Raw genomic sequence first — 20,443 nt, forward strand, 5'->3', positions numbered from 1 at the left:
TGGATCTACAGAGAGGCAAATGTCGCCTGCGTCCAAGCCTCAGCAGCCCTCACCCATGGGGGTGAAAAACGACCTTGGTGCAGCGATCTTTTTTGTCCCTGAATTTTTCATACAGTGCCGGCCCGTCTTCCAAGTTTGAAGACCGATGACTGATGACAAAAGAAGGATCGATTTCCCCTTTCTGGATGCGTTCCAGCAGAGGCTTGAGATATTTCTGCGTATTTGTTTGCCCAGTCCGCAGGGTCAGTCCCTTGTTCATGAGGATACCAATCATGACTGGCCCAAGGGCACCGGCATAGACACCAGGCATGGAAAGAATGCCGCCTGGTCGGCATCCGAGGATGGCCTGATTGAGAGCGAATGGCCTCTCGAGTGTTGTCGCTGAAAGCAGTGCTGAACCGACTTTCTGCATCATGGTATCGGCGCCATGTGCCTCCATGCCGACGGCTTCGATAACGGCATCCGGTCCAAGTCCATCAGTCATTTCGACAAGAGTTTCCTGGATGTTCTGAGTGCGAAAATCTATGGTTTCCGCGCCTGCAGCCCGTGCCATGGCCAGTCTTTCCGGGATCTCGTCAATGGCAATGACGCGCTTTGCTCCCAGCAGAAAGCAGGAGCGGATCGCCATCTGTCCAACCGGACCACATCCCCAGACAGCAATGGTTTTTTCGGCTTCGGGCGTAATCTCGCAGTTTTCTGCGGCCTGGTAGCCGGTAGGGAAAATATCGGACAGGAAAAGGGCCTGCTCGTCTTCCAGTCCTTCGGGAACAATAATGGGCCCTACGTCTGCATAGGGAACACGCAGATATTCAGCCTGTCCTCCTGAAAATCCACCCGTGATATGCGAGTAACCAAACAGGCCGGCTAGAGGGTACCCAAATGTTTCGGCCTGCTGGCGCCCGTTGGGGTTTGTGCGCTCACAGCAGCTCCAGTTGCCCCATTTGCATTGTCTGCATTCGCCACAGGAAATCGTAAACGGAATGACGATACGATCGCCAACGGAGAGACGTTTGTTGTCTTTTCCGACCTCGACAACCTCCCCCATCGTTTCGTGCCCGAGAATATCACCACATTTCATGGTCGGCATGAGGCCGTCCATCAGATGCAGGTCAGAACCACAGATGGCACAGGCCGTCACCTTGATGATGACGTCCCTTCCCTCAATGATTTCCGGGTCACGCACGCTTTCACAGGTAATCTTGCCCTTTTTCTGCCAGGTCAAAGCTTTCATGGGAGGTCGTCCTGTTCTGGAGGGATGCAGGAGAAACGCCTGATGCTGTCGATAGTTTGGAAGGTTCCTGCAAACAAAACTTGATGCAGGTCTCGGGCTTGTGAGCGAACGTTTTCCTGAGCCCCGTTCGTGCCACCCGTCGCGTCGCCGGAAGAGGGTTTAGGTATCAGAATATCGTATTAGTCGGTGTTATCCTGATATTTGTATTATAATTAGGATTAGTTCAATAAATATCTAATTTATATTGTAAAATAAAACCGGATAAATCAGGTTGATATTTTCTATTCCATGATATCTACGTGATCAAGATCTGCTTCAGGCTGCCTTTTGCACTACACAATCATACGATCAGTATGCGTTGTGAGATAGAGTTTTATTGTTATTCGATAATTTCAGATCGGCAATGTTGCTCGATGATCAGAAATATCACGCCATGATCCGCTTCAGACAGAGTCAGACGGTGCCGGTGGACCACAGCTGACGTAACCCTGTTTTCGTTTTTCAAAGGCCAGTTGCCACCATCTGAGATTCCGAATGAGAAACCTCAGATGGTGGCAACTGGTTATCCGATATAGTCCAAGAAAGGGTGTTTTGTCGGGCTGTTATGGACCGCGGAGTTGCTTGGCAGTTGCACTGATATGTGGTTCCAACCAGTACTGCTTTTCTGAGTACAACGAAGATTCTTACGATACGAGTACGCCGGGGCTTACGAAAACTGTGTCTTGGTATCGGATCTTTAAAGTCCCAGCGCGGAAAGTCCCGGATGATCCTCCGGACGACGTCCTACAGGCCAGTAAAACAGGCGATCATCGGCTGAAATAGGCTGATCGTTGATCGATGCCGCACGGTAGCGCATCAAGCCCGCTTCATCGAACTCCCAGTTCTCATTCCCATGCGACCGGAACCACTGCTCGGCGTGATCTTTCCATTCATAGGCAAAACGCACGGCGATCCGGTTGTCCTGAAACGTCCAGAGTTCCTTGATGAGTCGATAGTCGTGTTCGCGCTCCCATTTGCGCTTCAGAAAAGCGACGATTTCTTCGCGTCCGGTAATAAATTCCAGACGATTGCGCCATCGACTGTCAGATGTGTAAGCTTGTGCCACCTTTTCAGGGTCCTGACTGTTCCAGGCATCTTCGGCGAGACGGACTTTCTGGACGGCTGTTTCAGTATTGAAGGGGGGAAACGGAGGGCGGGACATTAGATGTTCCATTTCTGGTTCAGGAACCACGTTCCCATTGTTTGGCCGCGGAATAAGACCTTCATAAATGCGATCTCGTGTTCAGAACAGGCTTTTACGCACTGGCTGCACGAGAGGCACTGATCGGTATTAGAGTGTAAGCAATTTTCCCGCCACGAACGGCAGTTCCGGCGCTGTTTGTGAATTGAAGGCTTTGATAGTTGGACGCATCAGATTTCCAGGCATCAAAGATATTATATGGGCATATCATGGTGCAGATTTCTTCCTTTGCAGCGATCGAAATCTACCATAGGCATAAACAGTTCCGGTCCAGATCTTCTGCTGACATCTGGTAAGCTCATGGCAGCCCGGCTTTTGCAAAGGCGCTGGCCTATACCGAGCGTAGTCTGAGGCTTGTTCAAGCCTTTCCAAGGTAGGCCAGGTAATGGGTTCTTATCCGGTTGAAAGAATATTATAGGGAAAATCTGTAGTATCGGCGCACGGGACATGACTTCCCGGGAATGTCATCGAACTCGTCATGCAACTCTCTTCCTTCATGCGGTCTATGCTCGTAGTGGACGGAGGATTGTCATGACAAATCGTTGGATCATTTTACTCATAGTCGTCGCGATGGCTGGACTTTTGATGATGGTCCTGTGGATGCGACATCCGGATCCCGTAACCCCGGCTACCAATCATACAGAAAATGTGGCCCCACAAGCGATGCTCTGGATCAGTGGACACGATAAGTCGATCTGATGTCGTGTACGATGTCGCATTCATGCCAGATGAAAGCAGTAATTCTATCTGGAATTTGCTTGGATTATTTATGAACGCGTTGAGTAAAAAACGCTTCTCTAGGCTTGGCACTCGTGATTTTTTAAAAATATAATTCAGTCTCCATAAGGATACTGAATATAAGCGACCTGTACTGGCTGTCGGACGAACATATAGATCGTCTGCGCCCCTTTTTCCAAAGAGCCACGGCAGACCGCGAGTTGATGACTGCCGCGTGCTAGGCGGTATAATTTTTGTCAATCGGAACGGACTGCGCCGGCGTGATGCGCCACTCAAGGCACACCGCACGACTTCGAGCTTGCGGGTAAAAAAGGACCCAAGACGACTGCCCTGCTGAACAGCCTCCCCAAGGCAAAATGGCTTCTGGCAGACCGGGGTTATGATGCCGACTGGTTTAGGGATGTTCTGGCGGAAAAAGGGATTGCGCCCTGCATTCCAGAACGAAAATCCCGAGCAATGCCCATCAGATACGACAAGCGCAGATACAAACACTGCAACCACATCGAAATCATGTTTGGACGCCTCAAGGACTGGCGGCGTGTCGCAACACGCCATGACAGATGCACGAATGTCATCTTCTCGGCCATCTGCCTCGCTGTAACCGTCATGTTCTGGTTATGTGTCTTATGCTTAAGCCAATGACCAGAATGTAACAGTTTCAGTGATATAGATAGCCCAAAAAAAAGATATTCAGGCATTTGCCAGAGGTGGAGGGATCGAAGAACCGTTGGTTGATGCGCCTGGCTCGTGATTTCAGGCTTTTGGCGATTTGATTGACGGTTTTTGGGGGAGCTTTTGATCTGCGTTTTGAGCAGATCGGGGACTGCTCTCCCGCTGGATGACTATGCGCTCGCGTTCAATCTTTCGAGGAAGAGGAAGCGGCGCATGTTGTAGACGATATTGGCCAGCCCGATCCTCATGGTGGCCCGGGTGATACCGACAGTTCGGATGAACAATCCCGTCTGTGATTTCTGGTCGGCAAAGACGTGCTCGACGCGCGATCGGATCACGGACTTTCCAGCATTCGATTTCTGGATATGTCGGGGCATAGGCTTGAGATGCGGCTTTTTTCTGTGAACCTTTGAGACAAAACCCTCTTTGTCCATGAAGTCCTCATTCGCTTTCGAGCGATAAGCTGTATCAGCCCAAACGCTTGAGGCCGTATTGGTTTTATCTAACAGCCCCTCTCTCAATCGCGCACCATCACTGGCGGCGGCATCCGTCGTCTTCCATTTTCGGATGAACCGAAACTTCCGGTCGATGGAGACGTGGGATTTGTAGCCAAAGAACGGGATGGCGAGATCGCTCGACGGTATGGTTCCATCGTCCTGCCGCTTCGCCTTCGTGAACTTCAGTGTCCATCGTGCATGACGATCCTTATGCGACATCTTTGCGGGCTTGTTCTGCCAGTCTTCGGGAATACGTCCTGCCCGGAGATCCGCTTTCTCAGCCTTCGTATTGCGCTGCTTTGGAGCAGCCACCAGTGTGGCATCCAGGATCTGGCCGGACATCGGTAAATACCCGGCGTTCCGCAGGGTCGCGTCAAATCGGTCAAACAGCCTTTCAATGGCACCCGCCTGTGTCAAACGCTCACGAAACAGCCAGACCGTTTTGGCATCCGGCACACGATCCGACAGCCCCAGACCAAGGAAACGCATAAAGGAGAGGCGGTCGTTGATCAGATACTCTGTCCGTTCATCAGACAAATTGTTCAACGTCTGGATGACCAGAATTTTGAACATCAGCACCGGATCAAACGGCGGACGTCCGCCTTTACTTCCGTCTGAATAGGCCAGAGCCAGCTCCAGATCAGGGCGGAACACCTCAAAATCCACAGTCCGGGAAAAGGCCTCCAGCTGATCGCCAAGCCCGCTCAGCCGAGCAAGCCGCTCTTCAACATCAAAGAAACCAGGCTGCTTCATCTTCCACCATCCCCAATCAACGCCGAAGAAATGGAATCACACAGAACAGCTCAGAGCCAAGGGTTTTTCGAACCCTCCAGATTATTCATGCCAATCCTAAGAATACATATTGTTAAAAACAAAAATAATTGCGCCCGATAAAGTCAAAAAAGACTTTCTTAAGATAAAAATTTGTATCAAATAATTTATTTTCTGTTTTGGAACCTGAATTTATGACGCCTGATTACGTATATCATTCTGAAGAAATACTAGTAAAAAAAATTGGAGGATTTTCGAATAAGGTACTTATTGTTAGGCTCAGGACTCATAGCCAGAACAAGACGGTTGCGGCGAGGCAGACTGCCGAGAAGAAGACGGTCGGGCATCTGTCATAGCGTGTTGCGACCCGTCTCCAGTCCTTGAGCCTGCCGAACATGATCTCGATACGGTGGCGTCTTTTGTATTTCCGTTTGTCGTATTTGACCGGTTTTGCACGAGATTTTCGACCAGGAATACAGGGTTTGATCCCTTTCTCCTCCAGGGCCTCTCTGAACCAGTCAGCGTCATAGCCCCGGTCTGCCAGCATCCATTCGGCTGGTGGCAGACTGTCCAGAAGGGCAGCGGCACCAGTATAATCACTGATCTGACCTGCTGTCATGAAGAAGTCGAGCGGACGTCCGTTCCGGTCGGTGACAGCATGCAGCTTCGTATTCATCCCGCCTTTGGTCCGCCCGATCAAACGGCCTGAGCCCCCTTTTTAACCGCAGGCTCGAAGCCGTGCGATGTGCCTTGAGATAGGTCGCATCAATCATGATTGTCTGAGGCTCTGCCTTGCCAGTAGCCAGTCCCTCCATCATGCGGATGAATACCCCCATAGCGCTCCAGCGCTTCCAGCGGTTGTAGAGCGTCTTGTGTGGACCGTATTCCCGGGGCGCATCACGCCAGCGCAGACCATTTCTGTTCACGAAAATGATCCCGCTCAACACACGACGATCATCAACGCGAGGTTTGCCATGGCTCTTCGGGAAAAAGGGCCGCAGACGATCCATCTGCTCCTCCGTCAACCAATACAGGTCACTCATCTTCAGTCTCCTCACAGAGGCTGAATCAGATTTCCGCAATCATATCAATGGGTCCTGAGCCTATGAGTCCTGAGCCTAGATGCTCGGACTGTCTGCCACGAGTATGTGATGAGGGTCGCATGAGCGGGCGGACGGATACGGATCAATACGTCATCGTTGACCTGCGCCGAGAGTGGGCACGTCGACCGTTTCTCACGTTCTGGAGGCCTGACTTTGCAGGGTATGCATACCCGCTTTCCTGGGCGGGTGATTACACCAAGGCGGTCGTTGTCGAAAAAGATGAATATCTGACTCGACGCCGGTATTCCGTGGCTACAGGAAAGTACACTGGAAGATGGGAGAGATTTGCCGTTCTGCGATCAATCGTAGAAGCAATCGCCACTACCCCGCCTCCCGGGCAAATCGATGGGAACGCTGGCCCTGTAGTGGTCAGAAATAAGAAGAACCGGGACTACCTGATCGCAAACAGGCTGCAGCTGCCGCCGGCTGTGCGCATTCGGAAGGCTTGGACAGTGCATGTCGCGAGATGGGATGAAGGAGATGGCTGCATCCTGTATGGCCCCTCAGCCAGTACTGTTCGCGCCAAAGTACAGAGGGACGTTGACAATGTCTCATTTGCAGACATCACAGTCCGACGCTGTAAAGAAAAGGACATCAGCCTTCCGGCTCCGGACGGGATCGCCTTGGGACTTACTCCCAAGGAGCGCCACGCGCTCTTGCACGCCCATGGTTCGACTTGCGGCGATGTCATGAAAGCAGGCTTTAGGGACTACTATTATACAGACCGAACCAATCCTGTTCTTTGCTCACTGGTAGAGAAAGGCCTGATGCGAAAGTCGGATCGAGGATGGGAAGAAGGTAACGTCTATTTCTTCACTACAGATGCCGGCAAACACTGCGCAAATTCTCTCACGCCGGAGTACAACCCATGACCGAGCGGACAGATACAACGCGACTGGATTTTCTGGCCGATCGTCCAGATATCCTTAAAAAATGTACGTCGAGTTATGACTGGATGGGCAGAGACAACCCCCAAAGACGTACAGAATTGCGGAGAACCATCGACGCAGCCATGGACGCGGAGGGGCGCGGATGACCAGCCTGCCGCTGACCCAGGTATTCACGGTCAATGATGTGCTTTGCCACTTAAAGGGCCGCATCGGCCGCAGGAAACTTCTGGACCACTTGAAGGCCACGCCATCCTTTCATGGCGGCCCCACCCATCTCCGCTGGCCGAACCGTATCGTGTTTCGCCCTGCCGATTATGAACGTCTACTCTTGAGTTTTGAATGTCCCTCAAAATCGTCAACCGTCACGGCACCGATCGCCTCTACATCCGCGGCACCATCGGCGGACAAAGCATTAGCGAAAGCACAGGAACTACTGACCCCATCCGCGCCGAAGAATACCGCGCCAAGAGGGAAGCGGAACTCTGGAAGGAATCGGTCTACGGCAAGCGCGCCGTTGTAACCTTTGCGCATGCCGTTGGCGCATACCTCGAGGATGCGCCCCGTTCGGAGACTACGAAGTTTCACCTACGCCGGCTTCTGCAGCACTTTGGCACAACGCGGCTCATGGATATCGCCCAACCTCAGGTTGATGATGCCTATCGGGCGATCCTGCGCGATGGAGTAAATGCCTCTCCAGCGACCAAGATGCGCGGCGTATTGACACCTCTCCGTGCGATTCTAGAATTTGCAGCCATCCGGCGCTGGTGCGATCGGCCGGCCTTTGCCACACCGAAGATTCCCAAGCGGAAAACAAACTACCTACGGCCGGACGAGGTAGACCGCCTGATCCAGGCCGCCACCCCTCACCTGCGCCCATTGATCATCTTTCTTGTCGGCACCGGCGCGCGCCTTTCCGAAGCTTTGGAACTCGAGTGGCGGGACGTGGATCTGCGCGGTAAGCGTGCAGTTGTCTGGCAGAAGCAGGGCAATGAGCGGCGCGTCGACTTGCCCCCTTGCGTGATCCGTTCCCTGCTCACGTTGGGGCACCGCGATGGGCCCGTATTCCGTCCCCGAATTCGTCGGCCGGACGCATCTGGCGTGATCAACGACGGATATGCCAGCAAGGGACGACTTGCCGGAGGTCAGATCAAGAGCGCCTGGAGCGTGGCCTGCCGTAAGGCCGGTCTGCCCGGAAGGACGCGGAAATGGCAGCCAAAAGGCAGTGATACCATTAAGACCGCCTTCGTCCCCGACATTACCCCGCATGATCTGCGCCACACCTGGGCAACCTGGCATTATTGCCTGCATCGCGACATCCTCAGGCAAAAGATGATGGCGGATGGGCGACGCTTTCGATCGTCACCAGGTACGCAAAGAAGATGCCGGATGAATACAAAAAAGATGTGGAAAACTGGCTCAATCGGGACGACTGAACGCCCTGAACAGAGCCAGAACAAACTGTACGGATTTTTGCCAGCTCAGTCCGAGTCACACCTGCATCGAATCGGCATCGCTATGCGCATCGAGACAGCAAAACGACTCGCAAGACCAGAAGAATAAATCAGCGATTTCAGGGAATTAGGATGGTGGGCGCGACAGGGATTGAACCTGTGACCCCTGCCGTGTGAAGGCAGTGCTCTACCGCTGAGCTACGCGCCCATCCGCTGGACGGGCTTCTAGCAAGAGGATGTTGGGCTGACAAGACCTTTTCTTGGGAAGCCGCAGGTCTATTGCGGCTTCCTTGTCGGGACATTCAGAAACCGAACATGTGGTCCAGCGAGAAGGCGCCTTTTCCGTTTTCCAGCCCGTGATAACCGAACAGGCGGCAGGTCAGATCACGGATAAGAATGTAACCGCCCTCCCCTGCCCGATCGATATGGGCAGCTTCGAACAGTTCGTGGGGGCGCACCATGAAGGAGCCGTTTGGAGCGATCCTGATGGTTGTCTGGGCAAGGAGCGCTCCGTTTGCGCCGTGTAGCAGGAGGACCGTCTCGGACGCTTCTGTTCCTTCGATGGAGGCCGGGTGGATCAGGCAGCAGAAGCTGCGCAGCGTGTCGTTCTCCGTTTTCTGGCCCAGTTTCAGGAACAGACGTGTAGTCAGGCCCGGCGGGGGACCGGAATAAGACTGCGGCTCCGAGCGCCAGGTCATGAGCGTGTTGAAGATATGGGCGCCGAAGCTGGTTTCAGCGGCGTGGTCGCTTTCCCGGTTCCGATAGCGCATCAGGGCGTGGAGCCAGCCATCGGCTTCGCCCCCATCGCGGAAATCATAGACCAGATCCGCATGACCCGGTTGATCCGTCAGGGTGTGCAGGGCGACTGCGGTGTCATGGTTGCGGGGCAGATTACCCAGGAAATGGGACCTGACTTTATTGCCCGCCTCATCGAACAGATCCAGCCGTACGGGAAGAGACTGGAGTGCTTCGGACATGGGATTGGGCTGGAGGAACGTCTCAAAACGCCTGGGGTCAAGGATCGGGAATGGCAGCAGGAAGCCACGGCCCAGCGACGGCGGAAACTGACGGATGGCGGGTTCTGGACGCAGATTGTCCCGCTCCACGTTCAGATGGGCGATGCGGGTGCGACCGCGCTGTGTGATTTCGTAACGTGGGCGAACAAGATGCCGACCGGAGCGCATTTCAAGCTGTGCTGGCCAGTGCAGACCAGGGAAAAGCGCACCGACATCAACGGCGACAGTTTCGAACGGTCCGACCGATCGGTCGAGCGGATGCGGCGTGTCTTCCCCCATGCGGTTGAAGGTAATGCCGTCAGCCGGGATCGTCGTTGCGTGGCTGTTCTGGACCCAGACGGTCAGTGTCTCGTCCTGCTCGGGGGCCGGAAGTGTTGCGTATCGCACGGAAGGCCAGACATTGGCGTCATGCGTGACGGACAGGCTCGGATCGCCATTCGTGCCCCAACTGTCGAGGGCATATTTGACGACGTCATGGCCACGTGCACCCAGAACATGGATGAAAAGCTGTCCGGTGAACTCCGGCAGATCGAACCTGCGTCGCACCTCGGCGCTGTCGATCGTGATTCCGGCCCCAGCTTCCGTGACAGGCTGTTCCCACTGGGCCAGTACCTTGCCTGCCCTATCGTAGAGCCGCATCCAGTAGCGAAGATTTTCTGAGGCATAGTTTGACCAATAATTGGCGGTCACAATCCGGCAGGAAAACTGGTTCGTCTCGCGAAAGAAGGCAAAGTTGGTCGCGAAGTTCAGCTTGTCCAGGTAAGGGCGCCCCATGACCAGCATGTCGTCTGGTAGGCGCGCTGGAGCAAGGGTGTAGAGATCGCGGCCATTCAGCAGGTCTTTCAGACGCGTCCGCATCTTCGCATCTTCGAAGGACAGGGCAAGAATGGCATCGGCTTCCGTCGCAGGAAGATCGACAAGGGCACGCAGCGTTCCGCCAAAGCCGTCCGGTTTGCCGACCTGCTCGATGTCATGCACATAGACGCAGGCGGGTCTCAGCCCCGGATACAGCGCGGCCAGCGTACGGGCTGCGTCATCAGGATCATAGACGGCGAGCGTCCGTCCGGCGAATTCGCCTTCCATCCGGACAAGGGCTTCCGCAGCCAGCGGGTGGGCCAGCACCTTGTAAAGAACATTGCCACCCTGCGGACCAAAGGTGCGGATATCGAGCATACAGGGGCCCTTTCAGAGCTTCAGACGTCGGTGCATTTCTCTCGCTACGAGGGGGGTATCGTCAAGCGGGGCGGTCTTCCACGGGCTCAGGGCTGCATCGAACCATTTCACACGCCCGGCGCTTTCCAGCGTCTTGACGAAACGGGAGATGCGGCTAGAGCGCCCCGGCAACGGAAGGATCATCACGGGTGCGGATGTTGCCGCCGCTTCGGAAATCATTGAGACACTGTCGGTGGTGACAGCAATCATGTCCGCGCAGGCCAGCATGCCCATATAGGGATTGTCGTCGCCACTTCCTGTCAGGACAGCGATCCCGTGGGGTTCCAATCGCTCGCGGAAAATGGCGACAGCTTTCGGATCAGTGCGGCGGGACGGCGTAAGGACCGCCTGCATAGCGTTGCGCATCGTAAAGGCGATGATCCCTTCTGCAATTTTTTCCGCTTCGGCCGGTCCCAGCGTAAAGCGACCATTTGCTCCACCGATCAGGACAGACAGCAGCGGTCGTCCATCCCGCTTCAGCCGATCCTCCCATTGGGCACGAGCCAGGTCGAGTTTCTGCGGTGTTACGGGATGGAGCGCATTGCGTGAGATCAAAACATTATCCCCGCTGATGCCGTCATGTGTGTTGGCGATCACCAGATCGAATTTTCTGACGGATATCCGGGGGTTCTGGATCTGCACGACCGGCAGGCCTTCGCGCCGGGCCACTGCTCTGCCAATGACGCCACCTGTGCCGCCGATACAGATGATGAGGTCGGTATCTTCGGGAATCCTGATCGGATCGACCCTCCTTAGGGGAGATGGCCAGTAACGTGCAGGAAAACGGGACCAGAACGGTTTGATGCGCACGGGGCGGAAATCCCATTCAAGACCGGCCTTTTCCGCCAGTCCTGCCCCCTGGGCGCGCATGCCGGCGAAGTCCTCCGCAATGATAGTGGCTTTCATGAAGGAACTCCGCAAAAAGGAAGGTATTTCCCGAACTGCGAGAAATTTGGCAAGAAGCGCCCATGACAACGCCACAGACGCCGACCGAAACGCCGACCACCCCCGCTCCGGGATTTGAGGAGCTTGGGCTGATTGCTCCCTTGCTGGCAACTCTTGCCCAGGCGGGACACAAACGCCCGAGCCTGATTCAGGCGCAGGCTATTCCTCCACTGCTTGAAGGAAGAGATGTCCTGGTCGGTTCCCAGACGGGAAGCGGCAAGACAGCTGCTTTCGTACTGCCGATCCTTCAGAAGCTTCATGAAGAGGGTGCGGCACCCGGCCCGCGTGCGCTCATTCTGGAACCCACCCGTGAGCTCGCCGCCCAGACTGCGTCCGTCTGTCGGCAGCTCGGACGCAGGCTTTCGCTCAAAACACGGGTCATCTGTGGCGGCACATCGCGCGAGCAGCAGGTCCAGTCCGTCAGCGATGGCGTCGATATCGTGGTTGCGACACATGGACGGCTGCTGGATCTGGTCACGCAGGCCGATCTTGTTTTGGAACATCTGACCTATCTGGTGCTCGATGAAGCCGATCGTCTGCTGGACGAAGACTTTTCGGCCAGCATGACGGCGCTCATTCCGTATTTCCCGGACCAGCCGCCCCAGACCGTCTTCTGTTCGGCCACGCTGCCCGAACCGGTCATGGATCTAGCCAAGCGTGTGACGCGAGATCCTGTTCGCGTGGAAATCGCGGCCGAGTCCTTCACGCCCAAGAACATCCGCCAGCGGGCCATTTTCGTTGAAAAAGACGACAAACCCGAGACCGCTGTGCGTCTTCTGAAGCATTTCGAGGGCCGCAGTATTGTCTTCGCGCGCACGAAGAACACGGTGGATGCGCTTGCCAAGGTTCTGCGTCGGCAGGGTCTGCGGGTTGAAACGCTGCATGGTGATCGCACGCAGGGCGCACGCAACAAGGCACTCGATTTGTTCCGTCAGGGGCGCGTCCCTATTCTGGTCACGACCGACATTGCCTCACGCGGGCTCGATATCCCGGATGTGGATCTTGTGATCAATATGGACATGCCTGAGACGCCTGAGGCCTATGTTCACCGGATCGGCCGGACGGCGCGTGCGGGGCGCAAGGGCGTTGCGTTCTCGCTCATCAATATCGATGAACGCACCTTCCTGCGTGATGTCGAAAAGCACATCGGCTACCGCGTCCGGATCGCGACGGAAGATTCGCTCGACCGTTAGGACGCGTTGCCGCTGGCGAGGATATTCTTCGCCAGCTTTTCCCATTCCTGCCCGTTATCAACTTGGGGTCGGACGGGTGGTGGGTCTTGGATAACATGCTCCAGCGCCTTTGCGACCGCTGCCGGATCGGCCTCGCACAGTACAGCCTGCGTATCCTCGGCAAACTGCTCGATCAGGCCGCCAACCCGTGTTGCGACCACATAGCGTCCGCTGGCAATCGCCATGGCGCCCACGCCGCTCTGGGATGCTTCGCGATAGGGCAGCACCACGATATTGGCCCACGCCACCAACCGGGGCAGTTCATCTTCCGGCACCCAGCGGTTTTCGACACTAACGTGCGGCAATGCCGACAGCGTCCGCAGTTCCGGGCTGTCCGGTCCCTGCCCCACGACCCGGCATTCGAGCGCCTGTCCGACCAGCGGAAGAGCTTCGGCCAGCAGATCCAGCCCCTTGTAAGGCAGCAGACGCCCGAACATCAGGATCCGTGGCGCTCCGTCATGGGCGAACGGTGCCGTGGCTGCTCCGCCAATGAATGGAGGGTGTGTAAGGGAGATGACGGGGCAACGGGCCGCATCCGGCCCGGACGTCAGGATATTCGCGACATGGCGGCTGAACGTAACGATCTGATCGGCGTGACGGATCAGCTGGTGTTGCAAGGTGGCCTGAAAGGGATATCCGTCGCCGGGATGAGGGTGCGCATCGTGGATGATAATGACAATCCTGACGCCAGCCCGGCGCAGCACATGCATCATTAGAAGGTCGAGCGGACCTGGCATGGCGCAGATTGCAACGTCCGGCCGGAAGTCCCGAACAATGCGTGTGAGCTGTTTCCAGAGCCCTGGCGCGCTCAGCAGACGCCCTGCCAGTCCCCGGAGTGAACTGTAGGTTGCGATCTTGACCACGGCATCCGGAGCATTGCGGCTCCGCAGAATTTCCGCGCGATCCGACAGGCATAGCAGGACGTTTGTTTCCGGTAGCCGTTTCAGGCCGTCAGCCAGATCCACCGCAATCCGTGGCCCAGCTCCTCGCCGCCCCCATTGCCAGACCAGAACACGTTCGACGGCTTTCATCACGTCCTGACCCCGATGGCCCGGACCGCATCCCGGAGCGACGCTCCGTTCAGACGGCTGGCAATCCGTCGGGTAGCGTTCTCGCCAAGCCGCGCCCGCAGATCCGGATCATCCGCCGCGGTTCGCAGGGCATGTACGGCGGATGCCATGTCCGGGAGCGCCCATTTCGTGGCAGGCATATCCCAGATCCCGCGTGGGTCCTGCGCTGGAATCAGCGTATAGGCGACCGGCAGGCCGCAGGTTTCGTCCAGGAATTCGGTCGTTGCGGACCAGTCCGTCGCAATGACGCATCGCCCGAGCGCCATGGCTTCCGCTACGACCAGCCCGAACCCTTCGCTGCGATGCAGGGACAGGATGATGTCTGCACAGGCCGTCAGGGCGAGCCTGTCAGGCCCGCTGAGCTGTCCGGTTTCGATGCGGATATTGGGCGCACCTGCGATGGCCGCATGGATCGCTGCCAGATCCTCGGGATAATGCTCGGTATGGCCGATTTTCATGACCAGAAGCCGGTCCGGCCTGTCGCCAAAGGCCTCCCGGAAGGCGCGAATGGTTTCAATCGGGCTTTTGCGGACCATGCTGGAAGCAAGGCTGAACGAAACAAGAACAAAAACACAGTCTTCCGGCAGTCCGAACGAGGCACGGTTCCGGTCTGATGGTTTCTGTTCCGCCAGTCCGACCGGATGCTCGACAACTCTGACCGGTCTTCCCAGCGGGCGCAGGGCATCCGCCGTAAAGCGCGATGGTGCCCAGATTTCATGCACATGGCGCCGGGCATGACGCCATGTTTCGGATACCACCGGCAGTTCCCAGGCCCAGTAGCCGATAATCCGCCGTCCGGTACGCAGCGTCCGTGGCATGAAAAGCTGGGCATAAGGCAGCATTGGCGCATTCACATGCATCACCAGCGGAGCGCCCGGTCCGGTCACGTCGCCTTCAAGAGCCCGCCGGTCGATGTCCCAGGTTGCGCAGGGAATGTTCATATCCCGCAAGGCCCGGACCATCAGCCGCGCCCCCTCGCCCAGACCGGAACTGCGACTGAATTCTCCGGCCACAATGATCCCGTGCGCGGATACGGGTTTCACGGGCCTGATGGGAGGGACAGCCAGAGCGGTGGCCCAGGCAAAAAAACGTCGCCGGGATTCAGCAGGAAGCCGTTGCCACACTTTGTGAAAAATGGAGAGAGACTGTTTCATCGTCCGTTCAGGTGCCCGTTTCCGCTTCAGGTGTTACTGCTGGCATGCGCCGTAACCTGCGAAAAATCCTGCGGATAACGGAACATGGACGCGCCAAACCAACCTCGGCGAAAAGTGACTTTCGTCAGGCACGGACAAAGAAAAAGGCGTCATTCCCTCTCTGGCGACCTGTCCTTAACGTGCTTACACTACAATCCATGACCGATCCATGTCCTATCCTCAGCGATGCAGGAATGGCTCTGCCGGGTGACTGGGCGGGGAATGAAAGGACCTGTTCCGTAAGACCCAGGTATCCGTCAGTGGATCGGCAGAGCTCATGAGCTGCAAGGCGGGACAGCGGCACCATCCGCTCCGGATCCGTCAGCCCCGCCTGTCGGAAACACTGCCCGGGATCGGTCGCCCGCCTCCCGTCTTCAAGGTTGCTCTCACACCTCCGGATCTGTCGGCCTGGCGCGCGCCACCTTCGGGTGTCCCCGGTGTCTGGATTTTCGACTCGGGCCGTGCGGGACCGGAGACCGTCATTACGGCTCTGGTGCATGGAAACGAATATGCCGGTGGCTGGGCGCTGGAAAACCTGCGCAGGCAGGCGCCGGTTCCGTTTTCGGGACGTCTGACCCTGATTCTGGCCAATCTGGAGGCTTTCGAGCGTTTTGATGCCACAAATCCGGTGATGGCCCGTCATGTTGACGAGGATCTGAACCGTCTGTGGCACAACATGCGGCTGAACGGACGGGATCACTCCAGCGAACTTGACCGCGCACGTCAGCTTCAGCCCTTCATTGCGCGCGCTGATCTTCTGCTGGACCTGCATTCCACGCTCTGGCCGTCCGAACCCCTGTTCATCGCGCCCCCCGCCAGCGATCTGCCGAATTTGCCTGTGCTCTGGCGGCGGGCGAAGGCCTTCCCCGGACCGTTCTGACGGATCTTGGCCATCACGGGGGATCACGCCTGATCGAGCATGCACATTTCATGTCGCCGGGCGGCACGGGACGCAGTTGCCTGCTGGAAGCGGGCCCTCACTGGGAGGCGGCCACCGTTACGGTCATGGAAAGCGCCATCGAGCGCCTTCTGGCGCAAGCCGAGACCATCCATCTTTGCGGACAAGCGACACAGGACTCCTGCGAGCCTGAAATGGCGGTGGTGACGGACAATATCATCGCCCGGAATGCGGATTTCAGTTTTATCAGGCCATGGGAGGGCGGAGTGACGATCCCGGAAGCCGGAACACCCCTCGCTCATGACGGGCATGACCTGATCTACACACCCTATGACGAGTGTCTGCTGATCATGCCCAATCTTCGCCCCCGTCGGGGCAGCTTGCGGTCCGCCTGGCCAGACGGACCGCAGCACTGTTCAGGTCTTAGGCAGAAGCGCGGTCATAGATCGGGAAGCGGCGGCACAGGGCTTTCACTTCCTCATGCACGCGGGCCGTCACGGCCTCGGCATTGTCTTCTTCAAGAGCCGCCGTCAGCACTTCGTCGATCATACGACCGACTTCGCGGAACTCGGCTTCCCCGAAACCGCGTGCCGTCGCCGCCGGGCTGCCCAGACGGATGCCGGAGGTTACGAACGGCTTTTCCGGATCGAACGGAATGGCGTTCTTGTTCGCCGTGATGCCGGCACGCTCGAGGATGGCTTCGGCCAGCTTGCCCGTCACCTTCTTCGGACGCAGATCCACGAGGATCAGGTGGCTGTCCGTGCCACCCGTGACGATGTCGAAGCCACGGTTCTGAAGCTCGTCCGCCAGCGCACGGGCATTGGCCAGAACGCGCTGCTGATAGGCCTTGAACTCATCCGACAGGGCTTCGCCAAAAGCGACGGCCTTGCCGGCGATGACGTGCATGAGCGGGCCGCCCTGCAGCCCCGGAAACACGGCGGAGTTCACCTTCTTCGCCAGCTCGGGGTTGTTCGTCAGGATGATGCCACCACGCGGGCCACGCAGCGTCTTGTGCGTCGTGGATGTGGTGATGTCGGCAATCGGAACCGGGTTCGGATACAGGCCAGCGGCAACCAGACCGGCAAAATGCGCCATGTCCACCATCAGATACGCACCGACTTCATCGGCAATCTTCCGGAAACGGGCGAAATCAATGACGCGCGGATAAGCAGAGCTGCCAGCCACGATGATCTTCGGCTTGTGTTCGCGGGCCAGCGCTTCCATCTGGTCGTAGTCGATCAGACCGTCCTCGGCGCGCACGCCGTACTGCACGGAGTTGAACCACTTGCCCGAATAGTTCGGGGCCGCGCCATGCGTCAGATGTCCACCCGCAGCAAGGCTCAGGCCCAGAACCGTGTCGCCGGGCTTGGCCAGCGCCATGAAGGCGGCCTGGTTGGCATTGGCGCCGGAATGCGGCTGCACATTTGCAAACTCGGCACCGAAAATCTTCTTCAGACGATCGATGGCGAGGTTCTCGACGCGGTCCACATCCACGCAACCGCCATAATAGCGCTTGCCCGGAAGGCCTTCCGCATACTTGTTCGTCAGCACTGAACCCTGTGCTTCCATAACGGCAAAGGAGGCCATGTTCTCCGAAGCGATGAGCTCGATGCCATCCTGCTGGCGCGTCAGCTCCTCGTTCAGGATGGTGGCAACTTCGGCATCAACCTCCTTGAGGGGGGCATGAAAGAAACGATTCAGCGTGGACTGGCTGGCGTGTTCCGACATCGTGGTCCATTCTCCAGGGTGAGTTCGGCATGTGACTAGCCCAGATTGCCTGCCTCGGCAAAAACAATCCGCCTATCAAACGAGGATCCTTCATGACCACTCCGCTCTGGCGGACCAAACCCGTATCTTCCGCAGCTGACAGCCAGACTGGCCTCAAGCGTGTCCTCGGCCCGTGGCAGCTCGTTGCCCTGGGCGTCGGTGTGACGATCGGTGCTGGCCTTTTTTCCCTCACGGGCGTCGCCGCTGGCCAGAATGCCGGCCCGGCCGTGACCCTCTCTTTCGTCATCGCAGCGGTGGCCTGCGGCTTTGCGGGCCTGTGTTACGGCGAGCTCGCCAGCATGATCCCTTCGGGCGGCTCAGCCTATTCCTACGCCTATGCCTCGATGGGTGAGCTGATCGCATGGATCATCGGCTGGGATCTCGTGCTGGAATATACCGTGGGCGCCGCTGCCGTTGCATCCAGCTGGTCGGGCTATCTTGCGTCGTTGCTGGGGGGCTGGGGCATCCATATCGATCCGCGCCTGCTGGCAACGCCAATGACGCCCGTCACGATGCCGGATGGAAGCATGGCCTCTGCGTGGTTCAACCTTCCGGCCGTCTGTGCGCTCTGGGGTGTCACGGCTCTGCTCATGCGCGGTGTGAGTGAATCCACGACCATCAACACGATCGTCGTCTGCATCAAGCTCGCCGTCATCGTGGCTGTGATCGCGGCCTGCGCGCCCCATATTAGCTTCGCGCACTATCATCCCTTCATCCCGCAGAATACCGGCACATTTGGACAGTTCGGCATGTCCGGCGTCATGCGCGCCGCGGGCATGGCCTTCTTCGCGTATCTGGGTTTCGACATCGTCTCCACTACAGCCCAGGACAGCCGCAATCCTGCCCGAGACATCCCAATTGGTATTCTGGGAAGCCTGCTCGTCTGCTCCGTGGTCTATGCCGTGTTCTCCATGGTCCTGACGGGCGTGGTCGATTACCGCGCCATGGCCAATGATCCGAGCCCGGTTGCCACGGCCATCGATGTCGCCGGAATGCCCTGGCTGGCCAGCCTTGTGAAACTCGGCATCACGGCCGGTTACATCTCCGTCCTGTTCGGATTGCTGATGGGACAGGCGCGTGTCTTCCTCATCATGTCCCATGATGGTCTGCTGCCGCCCGTCTTCTCGAAGCTCAATACCCGCACCCACACGCCCTGGACGTCCCATCTGATGTTCGCGGCGCTGACCAGCGTGCTTGCTGCGGTGCTTCCGATCGGTCAGCTCGGCAACATGACGTCCATCGGCACCCTGCTGGCCTTCATTATCGTCTGCATTGGTGTTCCTGTGCTGCGCGCCAGATATCCTGATGCGCCACGACAGTTCCGCGTTCCGGGTGGTCTGCTCGTTCCATTGCTAGGCATCCTGTCCTGCGGTGCAGTGATGGTATCGCTCGACAGGCTGACCTGGATCCGGCTTGTTGTCTGGCTTGCCATTGGACTTGCCGTTTATTTTGCTTACGGCATCCGCAACAGTCGACTTTGCAGACGCGAAAGTTAGGAGCATGATCGGGGGTATGAGCAATGCAGCATACCCCCTCTCCCGTCCGCGGCGTAATCGCCACGATGCTTTCACCCGCCGTCTGGTGCAGGAACATCGCCTGCATGTCGACAACCTGATCTGGCCGATCTTCGTCTGCGAAGGCGAAAACCAGCGCCAGCAGGTCGACTCCATGCCGGGCGCCGAACGCGTCAGCGTGGATAATGTCGTTGAACACGTGCGGCAGGCCGTGGACCTTGGCGTCCCGGCCGTTGCCATTTTCCCGGTGACGCCCATGAGCGTCCGCGATGCCACCGGCAGCGAAGCCCTCAATCCGGACAACCTGATGTGCCGTGCGTCACGTACCATCAAGGAAGCCTTCCCTGATCTGGGCATCATCGGTGACGTGGCGCTCGACCCGTATACCTCTCACGGACATGATGGCGTGATCGAGAACGGCCGCATCCTCAACGATGCGTCCGTCGAGATCCTGCGCCAGCAGGCCCTGAATCAGGCCCGTGCCGGCAACGACATCATCGCCCCGTCCGATATGATGGACGGTCGCGTCAAGGCCATCCGCGAAACGCTCGACGGCAACGGCTACGACACGACCCGCATCATGGCCTACACGGCCAAGTATGCCTCCGCATTTTACGGTCCGTTCCGTGATGCGCTGGGGTCCGGCGATCTCCTCAGCGGAGACAAGAAGACCTACCAGATGGACCCTGCCAATTCCAACGAAGCCATGCGCGAAGTCGAGCAGGATCTCCGCGAAGGTGCGGACATGATCATGGTCAAGCCGGGCATGCCGTATCTCGACATCATCCGTCGCGTCCGTGAGCGCTTCGAAGTGCCAACCTTCGCCTATCAGGTGTCGGGTGAATACGCGATGCTGATGGGGGCCATCCAGAACGGCTGGCTTGATCGGGACCGCACGATCATGGAGAGCCTGATCGCCTTCAAGCGCGCTGGCTGTAACGGCATCCTCACCTATTTTGCTCTGGATGCCAGCCCGTCTCCTGCGGGACGAACGCTGAAAAGC

General features: G+C 57.5%; 15 protein-coding genes, 1 tRNA gene and 2 pseudogenes. 7 read left to right on the forward strand and 11 right to left on the reverse strand.

All coding sequences use genetic code 11. The features are described 5' to 3' along the window. Window positions 1–49: 49 nt before the first annotated feature. Window positions 50–1,231 (reverse strand): zinc-dependent alcohol dehydrogenase, encoded by a 1,182-nt coding sequence (locus ACJ2A4_RS01500; protein ID WP_408873330.1) that lies wholly within the window; start codon window positions 1,229–1,231, stop codon window positions 50–52. 736 nt (window positions 1,232–1,967) lie between these two features. Further along, complete coding sequence (locus ACJ2A4_RS01505; protein ID WP_408873331.1) at window positions 1,968–2,432, reverse strand: DUF1348 family protein; 465 nt, start codon at window positions 2,430–2,432, stop codon at window positions 1,968–1,970. 896 nt (window positions 2,433–3,328) lie between these two features. On the opposite strand from ACJ2A4_RS01505, the pseudogene ACJ2A4_RS01510 reads away from it, so the two are divergent. Continuing rightward, window positions 3,329–3,851, forward strand: a pseudogene (locus ACJ2A4_RS01510) (transposase). Between the two features lie 200 nt (window positions 3,852–4,051). On the opposite strand, the gene ACJ2A4_RS01515 reads toward ACJ2A4_RS01510, so the two are convergent. Both ACJ2A4_RS01515 and ACJ2A4_RS01520 read right to left on the reverse strand, forming a co-directional pair. Next, window positions 4,052–5,131, reverse strand: a complete 1,080-nt coding sequence (locus tag ACJ2A4_RS01515) for an IS5 family transposase (RefSeq protein ID WP_408873332.1) — start codon at window positions 5,129–5,131, stop codon at window positions 4,052–4,054. Window positions 5,132–5,435: 304 nt separating this feature from the next. Next, window positions 5,436–6,192 (reverse strand): IS5 family transposase gene (locus ACJ2A4_RS01520; protein WP_275877879.1). Its coding sequence is split into 2 segments (ribosomal slippage): window positions 5,436–5,868 and window positions 5,867–6,192, totalling 759 coding nucleotides; the frame shifts between segments, so codons are not numbered across the junction. A 119-nt stretch (window positions 6,193–6,311) separates the two neighbouring features. Between ACJ2A4_RS01520 and ACJ2A4_RS01525 the strand changes: the two genes are divergently transcribed. After that, window positions 6,312–7,124 (forward strand): hypothetical protein, encoded by an 813-nt coding sequence (locus ACJ2A4_RS01525; RefSeq protein WP_408873333.1) that lies wholly within the window; start codon window positions 6,312–6,314, stop codon window positions 7,122–7,124. A 357-nt stretch (window positions 7,125–7,481) separates the two neighbouring features. Then, window positions 7,482–8,702 (forward strand): tyrosine-type recombinase/integrase, encoded by a 1,221-nt coding sequence (locus tag ACJ2A4_RS01530; RefSeq protein WP_408873334.1) that lies wholly within the window; start codon window positions 7,482–7,484, stop codon window positions 8,700–8,702. A 24-nt stretch (window positions 8,703–8,726) separates the two neighbouring features. On the opposite strand, the gene ACJ2A4_RS01535 is transcribed toward ACJ2A4_RS01530, so the two are convergent. The 3 genes from ACJ2A4_RS01535 to ACJ2A4_RS01545 all read right to left on the reverse strand — a co-directional run bounded on the left by ACJ2A4_RS01535 (window position 8,727) and on the right by ACJ2A4_RS01545 (window position 11,727). Then, window positions 8,727–8,801, reverse strand: a tRNA-Val gene (locus tag ACJ2A4_RS01535). Between the two features lie 94 nt (window positions 8,802–8,895). Continuing rightward, on the reverse strand, window positions 8,896–10,782 hold the full coding sequence (locus tag ACJ2A4_RS01540) for a hypothetical protein (RefSeq protein ID WP_408873335.1): 1,887 nt from the start codon (window positions 10,780–10,782) through the stop codon (window positions 8,896–8,898). A gap of 12 nt (window positions 10,783–10,794) precedes the next feature. After that, window positions 10,795–11,727, reverse strand: a complete 933-nt coding sequence (locus ACJ2A4_RS01545; RefSeq protein WP_408873336.1) for a mitochondrial fission ELM1 family protein — start codon at window positions 11,725–11,727, stop codon at window positions 10,795–10,797. Window positions 11,728–11,789: 62 nt separating this feature from the next. Between ACJ2A4_RS01545 and ACJ2A4_RS01550 the strand changes: the two genes are divergently transcribed. Next, window positions 11,790–12,959, forward strand: coding sequence for a DEAD/DEAH box helicase (locus ACJ2A4_RS01550; protein WP_408873337.1), 1,170 nt, complete (start codon window positions 11,790–11,792; stop codon window positions 12,957–12,959). Here the strand turns inward: ACJ2A4_RS01550 and ACJ2A4_RS01555 are convergent. Together ACJ2A4_RS01555 and ACJ2A4_RS01560 are read right to left on the reverse strand one after the other, a co-directional pair. Next, window positions 12,956–14,029: a glycosyltransferase family 4 protein gene (locus ACJ2A4_RS01555; RefSeq protein ID WP_408873338.1), complete on the reverse strand. Its 1,074-nt coding sequence runs from the start codon at window positions 14,027–14,029 to the stop codon at window positions 12,956–12,958. The two genes, ACJ2A4_RS01550 and ACJ2A4_RS01555, sit on opposite strands and share 4 nt — an antisense overlap. Then, the gene (locus tag ACJ2A4_RS01560; protein WP_408873339.1) at window positions 14,029–15,222 is read right to left on the reverse strand and encodes a glycosyltransferase family 4 protein; all 1,194 of its coding nucleotides are present in this window, start codon (window positions 15,220–15,222) and stop codon (window positions 14,029–14,031) included. Before ACJ2A4_RS01560 ends, ACJ2A4_RS01555 begins: the two co-directional genes overlap by 1 nt. 316 nt (window positions 15,223–15,538) lie before the next feature. On the opposite strand from ACJ2A4_RS01560, the gene ACJ2A4_RS01565 reads away from it, so the two are divergent. Beyond that, window positions 15,539–16,141, forward strand: coding sequence for a succinylglutamate desuccinylase/aspartoacylase family protein (locus ACJ2A4_RS01565; RefSeq protein WP_408873340.1), 603 nt, complete (start codon window positions 15,539–15,541; stop codon window positions 16,139–16,141). 23 nt (window positions 16,142–16,164) lie between these two features. Here ACJ2A4_RS01565 and ACJ2A4_RS01570 read toward each other — a convergent pair whose 3' ends face one another. Beyond that, complete coding sequence (locus ACJ2A4_RS01570) at window positions 16,165–16,326, reverse strand: hypothetical protein (RefSeq protein ID WP_408873341.1); 162 nt, start codon at window positions 16,324–16,326, stop codon at window positions 16,165–16,167. 256 nt (window positions 16,327–16,582) lie between these two features. Next, window positions 16,583–17,887: a serine hydroxymethyltransferase gene (gene glyA / locus ACJ2A4_RS01575; protein ID WP_408873342.1), complete on the reverse strand. Its 1,305-nt coding sequence runs from the start codon at window positions 17,885–17,887 to the stop codon at window positions 16,583–16,585. Between the two features lie 92 nt (window positions 17,888–17,979). Here glyA and ACJ2A4_RS01580 point away from each other — a divergent pair, with 92 nt between their 5' ends. Beyond that, window positions 17,980–19,422, forward strand: coding sequence for an APC family permease (locus ACJ2A4_RS01580; RefSeq protein WP_408873343.1), 1,443 nt, complete (start codon window positions 17,980–17,982; stop codon window positions 19,420–19,422). Window positions 19,423–19,438: 16 nt separating this feature from the next. Beyond that, a pseudogene (gene hemB, locus ACJ2A4_RS01585) lies at window positions 19,439–20,413 on the forward strand (porphobilinogen synthase); the annotation flags it as partial. Between the last annotated feature and the right edge of the window lie 30 nt (window positions 20,414–20,443).

It is taken from the genome of Gluconobacter roseus (genome assembly GCF_046058915.1).
GTDB lineage: Bacteria > Pseudomonadota > Alphaproteobacteria > Acetobacterales > Acetobacteraceae > Gluconobacter > Gluconobacter roseus_A.

What these genes read in the sequence shown, in the direction of transcription:
- ACJ2A4_RS01500 (WP_408873330.1), bottom strand. Translation starts at nt 1,231, where the DNA reads ATGAAAGCTTTGACCTGGCAGAAAAAGGGCAAGATTACCTGTGAAAGC.
- ACJ2A4_RS01505 (WP_408873331.1), bottom strand. Translation starts at nt 2,432, where the DNA reads ATGTCCCGCCCTCCGTTTCCCCCCTTCAATACTGAAACAGCCGTCCAG.
- ACJ2A4_RS01515 (WP_408873332.1), bottom strand. Translation starts at nt 5,131, where the DNA reads ATGAAGCAGCCTGGTTTCTTTGATGTTGAAGAGCGGCTTGCTCGGCTG.
- ACJ2A4_RS01525 (WP_408873333.1), top strand. Translation starts at nt 6,312, where the DNA reads ATGAGCGGGCGGACGGATACGGATCAATACGTCATCGTTGACCTGCGC.
- ACJ2A4_RS01530 (WP_408873334.1), top strand. Translation starts at nt 7,482, where the DNA reads ATGTCCCTCAAAATCGTCAACCGTCACGGCACCGATCGCCTCTACATC.
- ACJ2A4_RS01540 (WP_408873335.1), bottom strand. Translation starts at nt 10,782, where the DNA reads ATGCTCGATATCCGCACCTTTGGTCCGCAGGGTGGCAATGTTCTTTAC.
- ACJ2A4_RS01545 (WP_408873336.1), bottom strand. Translation starts at nt 11,727, where the DNA reads ATGAAAGCCACTATCATTGCGGAGGACTTCGCCGGCATGCGCGCCCAG.
- ACJ2A4_RS01550 (WP_408873337.1), top strand. Translation starts at nt 11,790, where the DNA reads ATGACAACGCCACAGACGCCGACCGAAACGCCGACCACCCCCGCTCCG.
- ACJ2A4_RS01555 (WP_408873338.1), bottom strand. Translation starts at nt 14,029, where the DNA reads ATGAAAGCCGTCGAACGTGTTCTGGTCTGGCAATGGGGGCGGCGAGGA.
- ACJ2A4_RS01560 (WP_408873339.1), bottom strand. Translation starts at nt 15,222, where the DNA reads ATGAAACAGTCTCTCTCCATTTTTCACAAAGTGTGGCAACGGCTTCCT.
- ACJ2A4_RS01565 (WP_408873340.1), top strand. Translation starts at nt 15,539, where the DNA reads ATGAGCTGCAAGGCGGGACAGCGGCACCATCCGCTCCGGATCCGTCAG.
- glyA (WP_408873342.1), bottom strand. Translation starts at nt 17,887, where the DNA reads ATGTCGGAACACGCCAGCCAGTCCACGCTGAATCGTTTCTTTCATGCC.
- ACJ2A4_RS01580 (WP_408873343.1), top strand. Translation starts at nt 17,980, where the DNA reads ATGACCACTCCGCTCTGGCGGACCAAACCCGTATCTTCCGCAGCTGAC.